The sequence below is a fragment of the Endozoicomonas sp. ALC013 genome (assembly GCF_049310205.1).
GTDB lineage: Bacteria > Pseudomonadota > Gammaproteobacteria > Pseudomonadales > Endozoicomonadaceae > Endozoicomonas.
The window spans coordinates 1-17,991 of sequence record NZ_JBLYNS010000110.1 but is presented as its reverse complement, the minus strand read 5'-3'; the positions used below and the strand labels follow the sequence as shown (position 1 = coordinate 17,991).

Here is a 17,991-nt window from a genome sequence, read left to right as displayed (position 1 = left end):
ACCGGAAGGTTTGGCATGACGGCTCGCCTTCATCACCAGCGATGGCTCAGTCAGAGAGGAGTCCGTCAGTGGCGCGATATCCGCTTCCGTGCCGTATTTGGCACGCAGCTCATCAATCGGACCAAAATCCAGGGCTCGCAGCGGGCAGGATTCGATACAGATCGGCTGCTTGCCCTGCTCAACCCGGTCGAAACAGCCATCACACTTGGTCATGACTTTCTTCTCGGCATCAAACTGCGGTGCGCCATAGGGGCAGGCCATTTCACAGTAACGGCAGCCAACACAGACGTCGGCGTTAACTACCACCAGGCCATCCTGGTCACGCTTATGCATGGCACCGGTTGGACAGGCCTTGGTACAGGCTGGCTTGGCACAGTGGTTACAGCTGATGGAGGTGTAATAGGCAAACACGTCCTGGGCGTAGGTGCCGTCTTCGTTCTGAAACCAGCTACCACCGCCGTATTCATAGACCCGGCGCCAGTTCACACCGACTTTCAGGTCATTCTCATCTTTGCACGACAATTGACAGGTTTTGCAGCCCGTACACTTGGCCGTGTCGACATAAAATCCCAATTGTTTCATCGAACTTTAATTCCTATCCTGTTATGCCCTGGCAATTTCAACCAGATTGGTGTGCATCGGGTTACCCTTGGACAGCGGCGTACTGCGCTGAGTGGTCAGCACGTTGAATGAGCCACCACGGTCAACACCGTCTTTACCCGGTGCGTACCAGGCACCTTCGGCCAGGGCAGCAACACCCGGCATAATCCGGGGGCTGACTTTAGCCGGAACCCGGGTCTCGCCACGGTCATTCCAGACTTTCAGCATGTCGCCATCTTTGATTCCCCGGGCCTGTGCATCTGCCGGGTTCAGCCACACGGCATCGGTCACTGCTTCACGCAGGAAAGCGACGTTGTGGTATGTGGAGTGCACACGGCCCTTGGTGTGAAATCCAATCAGCTGCAGCGGATACTTCTCAGTCAAAGGATCCAGATGGCTTTCCCAGGTGGTGACGTACTGTGGCAGCGGTGTCACCACATCCCCTTCCGGCAGCTCCCACTCGGCGGCAATGGTCGCCAGTTGTTCGGAGTAAATTTCGATTTTCCCGGATGGGGTTCCCAGAGGATTGTTCACAGGATCCTTACGGAAACCTTCCAGAGCGATGCGAATATGCTTCGGTGCCAGCTGTTTGTAGGGACCGTCACGACGCAGGTCTTCCAGTGTTGGCACCTGAGGCTGTTCTTTACGCATCTGCTCGTACAGTTCCGCCACCCACTGCTCATGGGTCTTGCCTTCTGTGTACTGCGCTTCCAGACCAAAGCGTTTGGCAATACCTGCACAGATGTCGTATGCACTGCGGCACTCGTACATCGGGGCAATAGCAGGCACCAGCGGAATCACCGCGCCCAGAGTGCCCGAGGCATAGCCGTTGCTGGCCACTTCATAATTTTCAATGGTGGTGATATCCGGCAGCAGAATATCCGCGAACCGTGCGGTAGGTGTCATATGGTTTTCAAACACCAGGATAAACTCACACAGGCTCTCATCAGACAGGATCTCTTTGGTCCGGTTGATATCAGAGTGCTGGTTAACCGTGATATTGCCCGCATATTGCCAGATGAATTTGATCGGATTCTTCAGTGACGTGCCGCCCTGCAGAGCATCGGTCTTATCCGTCATTTCATGGTGACGATGAATCGCATCTGTCCATTTGAAGAATGGAATCGCCGTCTTGATCGGGTTGGTACCCATGGGCAGGGTTTTCACCGGGAAGCCATAGTTTCCTGGCATTTCGCCGGTGTTGGTGCCGGCAAGGCCAATATTGCCGGTCAGAATTGGCAGCATGCAGATGGCACGGCTCGCCTGTTCACCGTTGGCCTGACGCTGAATACCGGTACCCTGAATAATGTAGGCAGGTTTGGCCCTGCCAATTTCCCGGGCCAGCTGAATGATTTTTTTCGCTGGAATACCGGTAATTTTTGCCGCCCACTCCGGGGTTTTCTCGATGCCATCAGCACCTCGGCCCAGAATGTGCGCTTTGTAGTGGCCATTCTTCGGTGCACTGGCTGGCAGCGTTTTTTCATCATAGCCAACACAGAACGCCTCGAGGAATGCTTCATCCACCATCTTCTCGTTGATCAGCACCCAGGCCATGGCTTCTACCAGGGCAGCATCGGTCCCCGGGCGGATTGGAATCCACTCAGACTCTTTGCCCAGCATGGTGTCGGTATAACGCGGGTCAATGATGATGGTACGCACATTTTTGCTGTTCACCGAGTTGATGTGCTCGTAGATTTCCCCACCGCCACTCATGCGGGTCTCTGCCGGGTTGTAACCAAACATGACCAGCAATTCTGCATTGGCGATTTCACTGGTGAAACTACCGAACGCCGCTGGACGTCCACCGCCATAAGTAAACGGCAGAGCACGTTGAATCTGTCCCCAGCTGTAGTTACCGTAATAAGGCAGAAAGCCACCGAGCATATTCAGCAGGCGCTTGGAGGCAAAAGGACCGTCGGTTTTATAGCCCTGGGTTCCGGAGCCATACTGATAATAGATCGCATCGTTACCGTAAGTATCGATGGTGTACTTTAACTGTCTGGCGATGGTATCCAGCGCCTCATCCCAGCTGATGCGCTCAAATCGGCCTTCGCCACGCTTGCCAACCCGCTTCATGGGGTATTTCAGACGATCAGGGTTGTATACCCGTTGCTTGATGGAGCGACCGCGCAGACAGGCGCGAATCTGATGATCACCGTATACGTCATCGCCCCGGTTATCCGATTCAACATGGGTGATAACGCCATCTTTGGTATGCACCTGGAGAGGACAGCGGCTGCCACAGTTCACCATACAGGCAGACCAGGTCACCTTGTCTCCAGCGGCTCTTGCCTGCGTTGAATCCGTTGCCATGGCTTTCAGAGGCAACGCATTGCCAGCGACAACAGCGGCACTCCCCGCAGCAGCCCCCCACTTGATAAACGTTCTTCGCTTGATGACAGACGACAGCGCACTATCGAGAAGTTTCTTCATTTATTTTACCGTTATCACTAAAACCGGAAACCAGCACACAAACAGGTAGTGTTACCCCTGACAAAATGCATCTCTGTACAAATAATGAACTGGTGAAATAGTGCTGATAATACGAGCTGGTCAACAAACAACCGATTGACCTGGATCAATTTTTTGCCGGGTTTGAGGCAATTACTGAAGAGGGTAGGAACTTATTCGAGCACGCTACAGAGCACGGCGCACCCTGTAATTGATCATGATTATTGAGGACAAAACTGCACTGCCACTTCGGTGACATGGCTGCGGCGGTACTTCCGCCGCTGTGCTTTGCATGGCACCTGCCCGGGCTGCCAGATTACGGGGAACCTTTCGATATTTTCGGTGTCTGAAGTTTGTGCTCATTTTACTCAGGCGGAGCCTTACTCCCGTGCAGTCCGATATACGATTTTAAATTCATTGAGACCCTTGATATGTCCATACCTCAGGCGGAAGCAAGCATTGGTTCGTCAGGATTTCATCCACCACCGACAGGCGGCAAGAAAGAGGAATACAATCCTGTTGCCGCATTCGGTCAGTTTGGCGGAATGATGGTTCGTGTTGTCAATGCGTTACAAGCTGCCGGTTCAGGCGATCAATACAGGCCAGTGAGTTTATTGTCACCCGGTGCCCAATATGCAATAGAAGCCAGGCGGCCGGATCAATTTGGCACCAGGCCAGACCAGATCATTACGGTTCTGAAACCTGCGCCCGGTTGCCATATGCTCTGGGCTTATAAAAAAGATGTCTGTTCGAATCCCTCGGGGGAACCGTGCTGCAGGTTCACATACACCAAGAAAATTACCAGCTGGCATGTTTTGGAAGAGAAAATAGCAGAGAGTTACCACAGAAAGCACTCCCTGTTTAGCAAATCACCTTTAACCTCAGGACACCTTGGTGTAAATGGCTATTTACTGCACCAACCGTCTGAATGGATCATTAAAGAAGCAGGCAAATATCCGGAAATTCTCTGTCACATTAATTTTGACCGCATGCACTATGGCTATCTTCTGGACTTTACCAGGGAGTTTTCTTTTCGCCGTCTTGAAGAAGTCATGGGCAATATTCTGACGCTCGAGCAAAATAAAGGTAACGCGTCCGGTGATGAGTTCCGTGAGCCTGTAAAACTGTGCCTGTACAACAGTTATCAGGGGGTGTTGTCTCCCCCGGTGGAAATCAGCCGTACACAAGCGCTAATGCTGCGGCGAAACATCCGTGCCTTCTCTCAATATGTCAACTTCACTGGACAGGAACTCAGGCTTTACCAGTTATTGAGTCAGTCCGGTGGTGAACGATTTCTGCAGCTGCTGAAAAATATTCCGGAGCAGGTCAGCACGGTATCAGCCAGTGTCAAGGCACTTGGCACCGACATCAAAGCCATCCTGACAGCCATCGAGAACTGTGATTCAGCAACCTTCTTAAGCGAACTTCCAGCCCGGGTGGACGGGGTCAACAGCAAAGTGGGTTTACCGAATATATTACTGGAAGCTTTGCTTGAGCAGACCCCGTTTCATAAACACTTTCCCTGGTTGTATTATGCTTTCGAGATACACGACAAGCAGTCTAGCTGGGACTACATTTTCGAGCAGGTTAAACCCACCTTTGCCGCACAAGCGGTCATCTGCCGGGAGTTATTAAATAACAAATTGTTTGTTCCCTATTTATTAGGGTACAAGGAATCAACACCTGTCCACTGTAATCCGCTGGTGTGTTGCCTGCTCATCGCTTACGGCGCAAGAATCTATCTCAATTATCAAACATCAACCCAGCCTGCAGATCATCTTGAAATATTAACATCTGCCAATCATTTTCTCCGGGCGAATCTGTTGACCGACGATGAAGCCAATACCATTCGTAACGAGGTGCTGTGGGAACTTCTTTGCAATGATGGGGACGGCCCCGTTACTAAACACTATATGATAGCTAATAGAGTATCGATCCTGAGGACAGCATTGCACGAGCATTTGAATCACCGGCAGCTGGATAGTTCAGAGCTACGTCAAAAGGCTGTTGGACTGCTTGGCGAGGAGTTTTATGATCGCTTTTTTACCAATGAACCGGTTTATGGGCATGCAGTTAAAGAATTTCTGGAAAATAGATTTTCAACCCGGCGATACAGTGATGAACAGTTACGTGAGCATTTAAAGAGTACAGCGACGCTCAATCGAACCATTGATCAAAGGCTGAGTATTTTTCTGGGGGAATATTACACTTGTAAGCCTGCCGTTGTGGTCCGGCGAAAGGAACAAGGAGAACGGCAGCCGGACTGGCTGGTGAATTTTCTGGCATCACCGCCAACCTTTGAGGGCATGGAAATCCTGCCTGATGGCCGCTATAAGTCAATTACCCTGAAAGTCGGTCAGTATTATTACCAGTCTCCCCATCCCAACAGGGCACAAACCATCCTGGCGAAGGGCATAAAACCCTATTACCGCAAATGGCACGGACTGGATCACGCCCTGCGCGCACAGCTGGCCACCGAATTCCTCATCGATAGTAAGGTTTTGCCCGACTTTCATAAGCCATTCCGGGAATTACTGCTGAAGCATCCTGAGTTGCAAGAGTTACTACCCATTGCCGAACTCTACCACGATGCTGTCGCTGAAGATGAGCATAAAAATGTTGAAGAGCTGCGGGCAGCAGAACTGTTTCAGCGTGATATGACCAGGTTGCAACAGTACCCCGGGCAGCTGGTTACCCTGGTGGCCAGCGCCCTGAGAAACAAAAACTGCAAAATGATGGATGCTGAAAATCCGTCGTTTACTCCTGACCACCAATGCACAGAGGAAGAGTTACTGCTGCGTCAGGTGCTGCGCTTTGGGGATACTGTGGATATCCTGCGGGTCAAACCACCACGGGAGGACTTTCCGACGATCAGGCTGACACCGGACTCAGCAGAAATTGACACCAGTGAAATGATCCATGATGGCTATTTTCAGCCAGAAAAGATTGAACTGCTGTCCGTGGTCAACAACCCGGACTTCACCCTGCTGATCCAGTCAGTCATGTTGAGCTTTCGGGATCTGGCCAGCATTACCGGGGGATGGCATCACCAGGTGCCCAATCCGTTCACCAGTCGATACCATCTCCCGGTTGATAACCATAAACGACGATTACTGATTGAGCAGGCACCGGACCCCTATCAGTGTTTGCGTGAGTGCCTGAACGATCTGGTTCGGTTCGCTATCGCTGAGAAAGCCGGTATTTCACCTTGCTTCACAAAACACCACCGGCGGAGTACAGATCACCAACCGCCTGGTTGCTGGGATCCGGATACCGGGTCCGGTGGCGCTTATCGACGCCTGCACAATGAAGGGGAACTTCGACAAGTCCGGTTACCCGAAGCAATGACCCTGGCAGAAAAGATGATCGTGGTGGCGAACCAACCCGGGCTGGAAAAACTTATGTCGGCTGACATCCGGGATGCCCTGGAAACTGAGACGATACGACTGCAGCAGAAGGCCATCCTGCCCTCTGTTGGTACCTTGGAACAATCTGAACTGGAGCAGATGCTCCGGCAGCCGGACTCTCCGGGTGCCCGACTGCTCAGTGAGCGCGGCTATTCTGTGAAGTCGAGCGTACATGACGGGAAAATTTTTTACCAAATGATGCCCAATTCCACACTTGCAAGGAACTTTTTGCTGCTGCCACCAGAGTATGATGACGAGGCTGATCCTGTTACCTTGCCTGAAAATAACCAAGGCAGGTACTGATCTGAGTTTGAAGCTTATGATGACTGAAGATGCACACAGGATACCCTGCTTGGCAGCCAGTTCGTTTTTGCTCAGACAAGTTGCTATAGAGTGGCAATAGCCTTTGAAGGCTGGAATTGCCACACGATTAAAGAAATACGTTTAATTAGAAAGAGCATTTTCTATTGAAGTAGTAAATTTCTCCATTGAATGGAAATAACTGGCATGCCTAACAATGTGAGATGATCTGGGCCTTCCGGCTTTTAACTTTTCACTAACTGCCTGGAGGAATGCTTTATTTGTATCTTCTGAATAATGGCCATACTCCGCATTTGAATGAACTTCTGTTCTGCATTCATCGCAAGGAGGTGACGCCTCAGGCAGTCCCCCTACATCCGAGTTGATTACATGCAGCCCCATAGAATGACATTCACCGGCAATCAAGCCTAAGGACTCAGCCAGAGAAGGAATAACGGCATAGTCCGCAACAGCCATTAAGAGTTGCTTATGCTCTTGATTTTTAGTAAGTAAAACGAGGTTATTTCTTGCTGCTTTTGTTTCCTGAATAGCTTGAATAAATGGATCTTTTTCTGTTCCGTTAGAAACAATAAAAAACAGGCAATCCAGTTTTTTTACCATATTCAGTACATGCTCTGTCCCTTTTTCAAAATGAGGCCTGCCCATAAAAAAAACAATTGGTAAGTTTTTAGTGACTGGGTTCACACATCCTTTGCTATTCAATGGTGGCTTTAAAGGCAATTTTCCAGCAAAGAAAAGGTCTCTGAGTTTTGATTTGATATTTTTTTCCGGAGTTCCTTCTAACCCGTATTTTTTGGCGGTAGCACCCAGGCTAAATTTTGATAAATCTGAGCAGCTTTTGATTGAGCGGATCGCCTTTTTGTGAATCCTCAAGAACTTTGATATGAGAGGATGTTTAAATGTCAGAAAAGATTGGGCATATTTCGATACTGTTAAAATTACATCAGCATGTTTAATTGCCCTCTCTCTTGCAGGTTTTTCATAATCCGGTAGCTTGCAGAACTTGCTCTCATCCATCTTCATATAGCTCTGGGTTGTATAAACAGGCTTTTTATTGGCCATACAGTCGCTAAAACCCGTATGGGGACTTAAGCAATGTACCCAGTTCACTTTTTTAACGTTTTCGAAGTGATTAACGTATTGAAGGGATCCTCCAAAAAAATGATCATGAATATATACATTTTTGCTTCCCATTGTTGGCAAAAGCACTTCGTTGACAAATTTTGCCGCTATCTGGTTAAACACACACATTTTTAGAGATATAGCACCAGCAAATTTCAACCTTTCATCAGAATCATTAATTCCTTGTTCTTTAAAGTAAAGATCCTCTGCCAAAGAGTCTTTGTATTCTTGCTCTATATTGTATGAATTAATATGCTTTTCAAAATACCTTTTCTGCCCCCCTGTTGGTTGGACTCTATAGACATCACATTCAGGCATATCACTGCATCTTTCAACCAATATTAATTCACCAGAAGAAAGCTGACAGCCAGCAGTGATTGATTTTTTTACATCTGTATCCTCTACGAAATCAAGCAGTGGAAGAACCATGATATTTCTACAACTACGCTCGTGAAATGCCTTACAAAAGGTGTTTACAAAAACGCCGTTACCGCCAACAGTGTACCGGTAACCTTCTGTAGAAATGTGTATGTGGTTTTGTTTAACTTTCTGATCATCATCTGGCAGGCATAAATTTGTAACTTGAGTTGATGAAATTGGCTTCATTTAACACTCACTAAATATGCAAGTTTTTATCATTAGGATTAAACAGTAGGTTATTCATTCGATAGTGATCAAATATTTTTATTACTCGACTCTCATACTTTAATGTACGAGTGTTTGATAATAAGGAAATGGTCATATAGTAATACAACAAACGTCGCTTTTATTTTCTTTCCCGCTACGCCATTATAGCTTTTCAACGTTCCTACTTAAAAAATTATATTTATCCGAGTTTGACTCTGTAGACGAACCAGACCAGACCAGACGACCATATCAGTCAAACAGGCCCAGCGGGAGCAAGCAGACCAGTACCGGGAACAAGCCAACGGTTCCCTGAGCCAGCACCGTACAAGAGGCGGTATTTATTCAATAGTCCTTTTAATGTATTTTGTCGTCTAATATTCAATCCTGTGTCAATTTCTCGATGAAACACCTCCTGATAACGTTTCTGGCACTCTTGAGCACCTCTGTAAATAGTGCAGAACTGGTAAAAAAGAGCAAGTCAGGCATCTGTCACGATATCTCTAGCTCCAGCTATGAGAGAACAAAAAAATATACTGCCTTCTACTCTCTCAATGATTGCCTCAGCTCCGGCGGCAGACTTCCTAAAGGATCAGGCTTAAAAAAGTCGAATGCGGCAACGTACCGCCAGAGTCCGGCAAAATATGACCGTTCATATTTTGGTGATTGGGCTGATGAAGACAGGGACTGTATGAACACTCGCCACGAGCTTCTGATGAAGCAGAGTACCAGCGCGATAGATACCGCCGGGAACCAGTGCGCAGTATATCGGGGCAGATGGCTTGATCCCTACACGGGAAAGACGTTTTATGAAGCTCGCCAGGTTGATATCGACCATTTAGTGCCTCTGAGATGGGCGTGGGATCGTGGGGCTGATCAATGGTCGAAGGCAAAAAGAGTGCAGTTTGCCAATGATGAAGTGAACCTTTTTGCCGTCCAGGCCAGTGTCAACCGCCAGAAAGGGGCATCAGGTGCCCTTGAGTGGTTACCACCTTCGAAGTCTTTCCACTGCCAGTATGTTGCCAGATTCACTCGCGTGGTAAAAAGCTATGGTCTTGTGCTGTCAGACTATGAGCAACAGAAGTTCAGGGAATTAGAAGAGCAGAAGTGCCGTGGATAACTTATACAATATATTTGTCGTTAATTCTCACCATCGCTTAACAACAGCCTGTGGGTAAGTCAGACTGCCCTACTGCGGTGGCAGCAAATTGGCCTAAAAATTCCTTTTTGTTCGGCAAATAGCCCCGCTATTCACCTCACAAAACGGAATTTTTATCCTCAATTTTCTGCCATCCTCGCTACGGGCGCTATTCTCGGACAGCCTCCTAGTGGGTAGGGAACGTGCTCCTGTAAACAGGTTGCCGTTTCCCCCCCTCCGAACCGTGCGTGCAGCTTTCACTGCACACGGCTCTCCATGCTGTTACGAGGACTGTACCTGTTGTCTGGCAGCTTGCCAGCATGCAGCAGGTCATGGCATTCAACACAGAGTACGAGAGTTTTGCGATTTCTCGCTATCATGAGTCTTTGCCATGTCTTTGTACCATCTTTAATGTCCTTCAGCTTGCGTACATGGTGTACTTCAAATTTCCCTTCAGTCTTGCCGCAATATTCACAGCGTTTTGCCAGCATTCTGGTAATTAGCTCTGTCCTACCACTGTATTTTGCAGTGGCCGGGAGCAAATCAGGTTTGGCTGGCAATGACTTTCTGAGATCTTTGAGCGTCCACAGTGGATAGAATCTGTCTGCGGCTTTTACTCCTCGCCGGTTGCCTGCTCGAAGCCTTCCACTGACCGTCTTCACACTACACTTGTGTTTCGAGGCCAATGTTTTGAGCATGCTTAACCTCTACAATTGCCGCAAGCTCCGTTTTCGCATTATTGGCCAGCGAATAATATTGCGAGAAGCCCCGCAATTCCGCATTCACCTGTAACACGATTTCCACGTCGCTTTGGCTTAACATCCGTGCCCGATGAATGGCTGTCTTGTTGGCATAGTTGCCATAGCCATTCTTGCGAGCGAAGCCACGCAGCTTTTCAGCTGGAACTCTTAGTGAGATGTGTTGCGCCATTGTTCGCTTCTTGAAGCGTTTGCCATCTCGCTTGACCCACCGTATTTTTGGTGTTGGTTTTGCGTCAATGTTATACCCAAGAAATTGACATCCCTCGGTCGGCGCATGCCTGATCCCAGACTTTTCTTCTGCTATTTCAAGCTTCAGATCGGTCTCAACGTGGCTTTTAAGCGCTGTAGATCGCATTAGCTTCCTGCCTTAAACCGATAAATCCCAGTAGAAAGTCATCTGCGTAGCGACAATATCTCAACCGACGATAACTGGGGTCATGCTGATCCGTTGATGAGGTTTTAAAAAGCAACTCCTGCTGAATCCTCACCTCTTGGTTTGCTCTCTTTATGGCCTCTTGATCACCATGCTGCCTGACACGTTCAAGTTCTTTCTCAGCCTTGGCTTTCTGACGCTTAATGCAGTTGTAATCCGGATTATCCCGCCGTTTCTTACCGCATGTAACTGAGGCTTGAAGCTCCTTGATGTAATCATCTAACTCGTTGAGATAAATGTTCGCAAGAATAGGTGAAATTATCCCACCTTGCGGTGTACCAGAGTAGGTTTTGTAGAATTGCCACTCTTCCATGTATCCGGCTTTTAACATCCGCTTGATTACAGAAATAAATCGCCTGTCATCAATGCGCTTCTCTATTATCGACACCAATTTCTGATGATCGATATTATCAAAGTACCCTTTAATGTCGAACTCGATGAACCACTTGGAGCCTGTCCAACTGGTTTGGATTTCTTTCAAAGCTGTGTGACAGGATCGTCCCGGTCTGAAACCATGGGAGTTGATACTGAATGTTGGTTCATAGACCACTTCCAGTAACATGCGCCACACTTCTTGAACGAGTTTATCCATACCCGATGGAACACCCAGAGGGCGTTGTTTCCCATTTGCTTTGGGTATGTAGACTCGTCTTGATGGTACTGGGAAGTATTCGTTGTTTTTCAAAAGACTGATCAGATGATCAATTCTTTCAATCGATTGCCCATCAAGGCTCACACCATCACTTCCCACAGCGGTTGCACCACTGTTGGCATAGATATTGGCGTATGCCTGCAACCAGAGGTCACGGCACTCTAGCGCCATTTTGAACAAGTCTCGACATCGGTACTTCCCATTTCGAGAACAAATCTCAAGTCCCTCTAATTTTCGTTGTGTTCTTCCGGAAAGCATATTCACTATCCATTACCGTCGAAAATTAAAGATCACACAACACTGCCCCCCTTCTCCCTTTCGGCTTTCACTCGCATCACTGCTTGCTTATACCGTCCGGATAGGCCGGATTGTTTACCGACTGCCAGTACCATTACAGCCTGACATTGGGTACTACGGAGACTCTGTCGCCATACAGGTCAAGACCAGCTTAGGCGATCCCATGTTTCCAGTGTATAAGAGATGCTATGCCCTTAGGTTCCCTGTCCGTCATTTATCCTGCTCTGATCTCAGGTGGCCCGACCCTGTTGGTCGAGATTTGCATTCGCAGACCCAGGCGTCACAGAGGTCTCTCAAAGGTCGGCGCAACTCAATAGCAATCATGGGCTGCGGGTGCGGTGAAACGCCATGACTAGGGTTTAAACGGTATGGTCTTAACCATAGGCACATTACCTTGACCGGCATCGTTCGGATTGCTCCCCTTTGCTCAGCCTTTTCTGTAGATGCTATGTTCAGCACTCCTTTTCAGGAATTCAGCCTGTTACCAGGCGTACCTAACTACAGTAGGTATGAGATATACCAGCAATCTCAGCCACGTTTGTGGCACTCCAATACACCGTTTACACGGCGCACGACACTCCCCGCCCTATCGCGCCCGAAGGGCAGGGAGTGTCAGACGGTTATTTTAATGGTTGGTCCCTTTTTACCTGAAATTTCTGTCAATTCGACAGTTATTACAGGGGCATGAGAGATAATCGAGTGCATCCCGGGCTGTTGTGTGATTATTCTTGAGCCAATGGAAAGTTGATGAATGGTATCATCGTTCCGAATCAAGTGATAACAGGACGTGCCAGCAGCTATTAATGCAAGACCTGAAGCACCTCCTGCTGCCGCGCTTCCCAAAGAGATGAGAGTACTTACCTCGATAGGTTTTGTACAACATGAACACAGCATGCCAAAAACACCACCTATCATTACACCTGACACACCACAAAGTTTGTAGTTAACGTGAGCGCCGGGAGGGCATAAGCAATCTTTAGTAGCAGTACATGAGCCTAAAACGTTCATATTTGTTACCTTTTTAGAGACTTATCAGAATATTTCACTTTTTGGACTTCATTTTTATTAAAAAGTTTCTGCAATTTCTTTTAAGCTGTAAATTAATTCCCCTACTCTGTAACCGTAATTCTGATACGAAAGTACTGCAATCACCGTAATACCAAGAGAAGGCCACAAAGTAATTGTTGCCAAAACCCGGGCAGTGAATCTTGAAAATCCAAGTCAATTCTGAAAGGCCAGCTTATTGCAGAGACCAGTAATGGCAATAGTGAGTTGCAAATTCAGGGTAAGGAAAGTATGAATACAGAAACGCTTATTGCACTCCAAAATAATTTTCACAGCGTAATCCTCAAAGGCTGTGAAAACGACAATTGCCTTCAGTTCAACCGTTTATTGCCTGCGGTTTTAACTGATAACCATCACCATCTTTTTTCCATTATATTCCTGCCTTTATCGATTTTACTGTGAGCTACGACAGCGATAATGAGTGCATACCTTCTGACATGGAATCCCAACTTATTCTCATTTGGAGAAGAAGACGATTCATCCTGCCAAATTGGTGATGAAATCACCTGGTCGTGCTACAGCCAACAACCCAAAATAAACGACATCGTCTATTTGATGCGCACCGGTCAAGAGCCCCGTGGTCTTGTTGCCAAAGGTGTAGTCACCAAAGTAAGCTTTGCTGAGCCTGATTTTCGTGATCCATCACAAATAAAACGCAAGATTCGCTTCCGTTTTGAAGCTGTGAGGCTGAATCACTCTGAAGGTGCCCTGTCTCTTTTAGTATTACAATCCGCACAGAAAAATTAGCAAAAGTGTTAAAACAACACTTCCTGGTGAATGTAGAAACGCGTGGGAACTGGAGTCAGGTTAACCTCAATGTTTTAAAGGCGACTGCACCGCTGTTTTCCGATGAATTGGATATCTACCAAAGAAATATTGCTTTTTGGAAGCTCTATCAAAAAGCCAGCAATTTCACCGCAGACGACCTGGAAGAAGCACCGGCCATTGCTGAATGTCAGCCCACTGATTATGTGAAAGCAGGGAACTATGAATAACGTGAAAAACGGAACAAATACTATTCTCTACGGCCCTCCCGGAACCGGCAAAACTTACCATGTAATAGAAAAGGCCGTTAAAACTGCCCAGGCAGAGTTCAACGATTGTCAGGATCGTGATCAACTGAAAGCAGAGTACGATGCTCTGTTAAAGGCTAAATGAAAATCTGGAAAGGGGCTACCCGGTAGCTATTGAACATCTCTGGAATGAGTATCAGGGGGTTAACCATGAACGAATTTATAACCCTTCATATGTCAAAGCGATTCTGAGCCACCTGGTTGAAGAGTACGATGTACCTGTTTTCGATGAGTCGATTACCGTATCCAGCCCTGAGCCGTTCGTACTGATCATCGACGAAATCAACCGTGGTAATATCTCTAAAATTTTTGGCGAACTGATTACCCTGATTGAGCCTTCCAAACGGGCGGGGCAGAAAGAGGCTTTATCGGTACAGCTCCCCTACTCAGGCGACACATTTACGGTTCCGGCAAACCTGCATATCATCGGCACCATGAATACAGCAGACCGTTCTCTGGCTACGATGGATACTGCCCTACGTCGTCGTTTTGATTTTATTGAAATGATGCCCGATTACCAACAGCTGGATGCCATGACGGTGAAAGGCATTAACATAGGAGCCCTGTTGCGCACGCTGAATGATCGTATCGAGTATCTCTAAGACCGTGAGCACACACTTGGCCACGCTTTCTTTATGCCTATCGCTGAAAGAGAGAGTGAAGATGACAAGTTTGATGAATTGGGTTCCATATTCAAAAAGAAAATTCTGCCTCTGCTACAGGAGTATTTCTTTGAGGACTGGGGCAAGATTCGCCTGATACTGGGAGATAACCGGAAAGGTGAGGCTGCGCTGCAATTTGTGACAAAACAGGAAAGCGATGTCCGCTATCTCTTTGGTGATGACTTTCCTTCTGACGAGTTATCAGACGACCGCGAAGTGTATGCCATTAATGACGACGCCTTCGCCAACCCGGATGCTTATTTAAGAGTAATCAGTCAGTGAGAAACCGATGAACAATACTATTTCGGTTTTTGAACACGACTTTCTCAGCACCCGGATTGAAAGCGATCGCTGTCGTCGAATAAGCAAGGCTTCCTTTGATCCGGCAAGACTTTGCAATGGCGCAGCCGGGGAATGGATCATTATCAAAGCCCGTTATCCTGGGCCAGATTGATTCTAGCCACTGACTGTATCCGGGAAAACCCGGGCTTTCTCACTACTGTTCCCCATGGAATCGGTATTTGAAGCCTATGTTGTCCGCATACTAAAGCAGCAACTCCCTGCCTCACTCCATCTCAGGGAACAGGCAAGTTCCAAGGTTCACTTCAACAGTGATCCCCGGTTGCGGCTGAAGCCAGACCTGTTGATTGAGCAGGATGGCAAACCATTGATGGTACTGGACACCAAGTGGAAACTGCTGGATAGCAACAAAGAAAACAGTACGGATAAGTTTGCCTTGTCACAGGGGGACTTCTACCAGATGTTTGCCTATGGCAGGAACTCATTCGCTTCAACAGGATAATCTGGCGAAATCTCAAGAGCACATCTATTGGTGTGAAAAGTTAAAAAGACTGGAAATGGCTGACTTACTTCGTTCAAACCCGATCCCGGAACCGTTGATATCATACCGATATTAACACCCGAAGATCTGGCGAATGAGGGAAAACAAATGAAACACTGCGTGGCCAGCTATACCCGCCGGGTGCAAGAGGGACAATATTTTGTCTACCACATGCATTCTCCACAGCCCCTGACCATTGGTGTCAACATCAGAAATGGTGTCATTACCGGCCATGATCAGATCAAGGGTGTCAGAAATCATACGCCTGAAAAGGGTGCTTATGACATTGTCATGTCTTGGTTAAGGCGAGTGCTGAATGATAGAGCGTCCTGGGAGCCTGGCCTGAAGGTGCCATTGGCATTATTGACGGCAGGTTCCAACACATTTTCTACCTGGACAATTACCTGATGAAACACCTCCTGATAGTGAGATTGTCGTAAATTCCTGAACAACACTCTCCGAAGGTCTGTTCCCATGCGCACCCACAGGGCATAAAAGCCGACTTGAGTCCGTCACCGCCATACTCTGTAAAACTCAGAGATCATGGTGGTTAGTTCGGGTGTGCATGGTGCAGGCAATTGCCGGGGGCATTACACGGCTATTTTATCAACTGGTTCCTTTTCATCCGGAGTTTCTGTCCATTCGACAGTTAATACAGGAGCCTGAGTGATAATCGAGGACATCCCGGGCTGTTTTGTGATCACTCTGGAGTCTATGGGAGGTGGACAAGAAGTACAATCAGGAACTAAGTTGACACAGGCCACGTATGTAGCCACATATGAAAGGCCTGAAATAACTCCTACTGTCCCGCATCCCAAACTGCTGAAAACAGCTACGCGGAGAGGTTCTTTCGTCACAAGCAGACCACCCAAATAACCTAACGCTCCACCTGCAACAGCACCAAACTTGTATGCACCGTGAGTGTCTGGGTGGCATAAGGAATCCTTAATAGCAGCACATTGGCCTAAAGAGTTCATATTTTTTTACCTTTTTAGAAATTTATCAGGATGTTTCACTGTTTAGACTTCATTTTTTCTAAAAAGTTTCTGCAAATTATCTTAATCTGTAAATTAATTCCCTACGCTGTAACCGTAATTAATATACGATAGTACTACAAGCATCGCAATACCACGAAGAGGCTGCCAGTATGTCATCAGATTCACTCTCGTGGCCTGGAGGCTGTCGGATTAAGAGCAACAGAAGCTCGGGGAATTAAAAGAGCAGGCCGCGGATAATTCATGCTAATTATCTGTCTGCTTAGCTGCCTGTAGGTAAATGAGATTGTCGTAAAACCCTGAACAACACTTCACGAAGGTCGGTTCCCATGCGCACCCGCAGGGGATAACAGCCGACTCGGGTCACCACCGCCATACCCCATGAAACTCAGAGATCATGGTGCATGGTGCTGGAATTCCCGGGGGTGGGGGTCATAACACGGTTTCGTTATTGGTTGATCCAACTTCACCTTGAATTTCTGTCGGTACGACAGTTACTTCAGGAGCATGAGAGATAATCAAGGGCGAACCGGGCTGTTGTGTGATCACCTTGGGTTCAATGGAAGATTGGTGAGCGATTTTACGTTGTGCTACTTGGCAACAGGTAACGACTCCACTCACTGCAGCAAGGCCTGTAGCACCTCCTGCTACCGCGCCCCCAGAAGCGCCGAGACAAAAATAAGCGGAAGTTTTTGACACCTTAGCACAGGTACAAAACCCACCAAGAATATAACCTTCCGTTGCACATACTATGACAGCCAATTTGTAGGGATCTTCAGTCCCGGGGGGACAGAAAAAACTTTTAGCAGTTGAGCATGATACATCCATAAAAATTACTTCTATCAAAGTTTATCGGAATATTTCACTTTAATAGACTTCATTTTTACTAAAAAGTTTCAACAACTGTTTTTAAGGTGTAAATTAATTGTCTACCCTGCTCCACAAAAATAATACGAAAGTATTAAATTAACCAAAACACCAAGAAAAGACGAAAAAGTAAATATTGCAAAAGGCTTGTGATTTTCGTGATTTTGTTACGTTAGTTCCAAAAAATAGCCCCTGTTTCTTCCAGTAAATATGGGTGTCTTCTTCCTGACTATTCTGGGCTGCTATGACCACGGCCTGATCAGGCGAAGCTGGTAACAGTTGTTGTGCGTTCACGCGTCCGGAGTTTTTGAATAGTTCCTCCTTTCATTTGTGAAGGAGGAACTTTGTACTTATTTACATGCCACTGGCAAACATATGCAGGTCATAGAAGAAGATACGACCACACAGTTCCGCCGTGAGCACCAGGACGGTACTCACCCCTGCCAGACCTGCCGCTGTGTTATTACCACGAGTGGCAGCCATCACCCAAACGCCCAGACCGGCAAACAGCAGACCGAGACGGGCCAGCATCAGACGACCGTGGTAGTCAAACAGACCCAGCGGGTTAGCAGGCAGGTCAACCTGACCCAGCCAGAACAGGTACAGCGGGTAACCCACCAGCACCAGACCCAACGCGATAAAGCCCAGGGTGGCCAGCGCACGATCAGCGTTTTTCTGGAAA

General features: G+C 47.5%; 18 protein-coding genes and 2 pseudogenes. 11 read left to right on the top strand and 9 right to left on the bottom strand.

The window, feature by feature from the left end; genetic code table 11:
* Both ACO6V1_RS17445 and ACO6V1_RS17440 read right to left on the bottom strand, forming a co-directional pair.
* Positions 1-582: DMSO/selenate family reductase complex B subunit (locus ACO6V1_RS17445; protein ID WP_422467812.1), on the bottom strand; the 582-nt coding region annotated here is incomplete at its 3' end.
* A gap of 21 nt (positions 583-603) precedes the next feature.
* Entirely contained in the window at positions 604-3,033 is a 2,430-nt protein-coding gene (locus ACO6V1_RS17440; RefSeq protein WP_422467810.1) for a DMSO/selenate family reductase complex A subunit, read from the bottom strand.
* 449 nt (positions 3,034-3,482) lie between these two features.
* Between ACO6V1_RS17440 and ACO6V1_RS17435 the strand changes: the two genes are divergently transcribed.
* A complete protein-coding gene (locus ACO6V1_RS17435) occupies positions 3,483-6,761 on the top strand; it encodes a hypothetical protein (RefSeq protein ID WP_422467808.1) in 3,279 nt (1,092 codons plus the stop codon).
* Between the two features lie 141 nt (positions 6,762-6,902).
* Here ACO6V1_RS17435 and ACO6V1_RS17430 read toward each other — a convergent pair whose 3' ends face one another.
* On the bottom strand, positions 6,903-8,507 hold the full coding sequence (locus ACO6V1_RS17430; protein WP_422467806.1) for a glycosyltransferase: 1,605 nt from the start codon (positions 8,505-8,507) through the stop codon (positions 6,903-6,905).
* Between the two features lie 709 nt (positions 8,508-9,216).
* Here ACO6V1_RS17430 and ACO6V1_RS17425 point away from each other — a divergent pair.
* Positions 9,217-9,645, top strand: coding sequence for an HNH endonuclease family protein (locus tag ACO6V1_RS17425; RefSeq protein WP_422449829.1), 429 nt, complete (start codon positions 9,217-9,219; stop codon positions 9,643-9,645).
* Between the two features lie 275 nt (positions 9,646-9,920).
* Here the strand turns inward: ACO6V1_RS17425 and ACO6V1_RS17420 are convergent, their stop codons facing one another.
* The 4 genes from ACO6V1_RS17420 to ACO6V1_RS17405 form a co-directional block, all read right to left on the bottom strand.
* Positions 9,921-10,154, bottom strand: a complete 234-nt coding sequence (locus ACO6V1_RS17420; protein WP_422450543.1) for an HNH endonuclease — start codon at positions 10,152-10,154, stop codon at positions 9,921-9,923.
* 172 nt (positions 10,155-10,326) lie between these two features.
* Positions 10,327-10,779: a group II intron reverse transcriptase/maturase gene (locus tag ACO6V1_RS17415; RefSeq protein WP_422449828.1), complete on the bottom strand. Its 453-nt coding sequence runs from the start codon at positions 10,777-10,779 to the stop codon at positions 10,327-10,329.
* Entirely contained in the window at positions 10,760-11,767 is a 1,008-nt protein-coding gene (locus ACO6V1_RS17410) for a reverse transcriptase domain-containing protein (RefSeq protein ID WP_422462179.1), read from the bottom strand. The genes ACO6V1_RS17415 and ACO6V1_RS17410 overlap by 20 nt, the downstream gene beginning before the upstream one ends.
* A gap of 651 nt (positions 11,768-12,418) precedes the next feature.
* Positions 12,419-12,814, bottom strand: coding sequence for a hypothetical protein (locus tag ACO6V1_RS17405; RefSeq protein WP_422462181.1), 396 nt, complete (start codon positions 12,812-12,814; stop codon positions 12,419-12,421).
* A gap of 474 nt (positions 12,815-13,288) precedes the next feature.
* Here ACO6V1_RS17405 and ACO6V1_RS17400 point away from each other — a divergent pair, with 474 nt between their 5' ends.
* From ACO6V1_RS17400 to ACO6V1_RS17360, 9 genes and pseudogenes are all read left to right on the top strand, one after another.
* Positions 13,289-13,618, top strand: coding sequence for a hypothetical protein (locus ACO6V1_RS17400; protein ID WP_422462183.1), 330 nt, complete (start codon positions 13,289-13,291; stop codon positions 13,616-13,618).
* A 5-nt stretch (positions 13,619-13,623) separates the two neighbouring features.
* The gene (locus ACO6V1_RS17395) at positions 13,624-13,866 is read left to right on the top strand and encodes a hypothetical protein (protein WP_422462184.1); all 243 of its coding nucleotides are present in this window, start codon (positions 13,624-13,626) and stop codon (positions 13,864-13,866) included.
* Positions 13,859-14,029, top strand: coding sequence for a hypothetical protein (locus ACO6V1_RS17390; RefSeq protein WP_422462186.1), 171 nt, complete (start codon positions 13,859-13,861; stop codon positions 14,027-14,029). The genes ACO6V1_RS17395 and ACO6V1_RS17390 overlap by 8 nt, the downstream gene beginning before the upstream one ends.
* A gap of 4 nt (positions 14,030-14,033) precedes the next feature.
* Positions 14,034-14,375, top strand: a pseudogene (locus tag ACO6V1_RS17385) (hypothetical protein); the annotation flags it as partial.
* Positions 14,376-14,378: 3 nt separating this feature from the next.
* Entirely contained in the window at positions 14,379-14,546 is a 168-nt protein-coding gene (locus tag ACO6V1_RS17380) for a hypothetical protein (RefSeq protein WP_422462187.1), read from the top strand.
* Between the two features lie 33 nt (positions 14,547-14,579).
* Positions 14,580-14,888 (top strand): hypothetical protein, encoded by a 309-nt coding sequence (locus ACO6V1_RS17375; protein WP_422462189.1) that lies wholly within the window; start codon positions 14,580-14,582, stop codon positions 14,886-14,888.
* Positions 14,889-14,895: 7 nt separating this feature from the next.
* Complete coding sequence (locus ACO6V1_RS17370; RefSeq protein WP_422462191.1) at positions 14,896-15,060, top strand: hypothetical protein; 165 nt, start codon at positions 14,896-14,898, stop codon at positions 15,058-15,060.
* Positions 15,061-15,069: 9 nt separating this feature from the next.
* Positions 15,070-15,408, top strand: a complete 339-nt coding sequence (locus ACO6V1_RS17365) for a 5-methylcytosine restriction system specificity protein McrC (protein WP_422462214.1) — start codon at positions 15,070-15,072, stop codon at positions 15,406-15,408.
* Between the two features lie 99 nt (positions 15,409-15,507).
* Positions 15,508-15,855: a PcfJ domain-containing protein gene (locus tag ACO6V1_RS17360; protein ID WP_422467814.1), complete on the top strand. Its 348-nt coding sequence runs from the start codon at positions 15,508-15,510 to the stop codon at positions 15,853-15,855.
* A 1,019-nt stretch (positions 15,856-16,874) separates the two neighbouring features.
* Here the strand turns inward: ACO6V1_RS17360 and ACO6V1_RS17355 are convergent.
* Both ACO6V1_RS17355 and ACO6V1_RS17350 read right to left on the bottom strand, forming a co-directional pair.
* The gene (locus ACO6V1_RS17355) at positions 16,875-17,270 is read right to left on the bottom strand and encodes a hypothetical protein (RefSeq protein ID WP_422467804.1); all 396 of its coding nucleotides are present in this window, start codon (positions 17,268-17,270) and stop codon (positions 16,875-16,877) included.
* A 393-nt stretch (positions 17,271-17,663) separates the two neighbouring features.
* Positions 17,664-17,991, bottom strand: a pseudogene (locus ACO6V1_RS17350) (hypothetical protein); the annotation flags it as partial.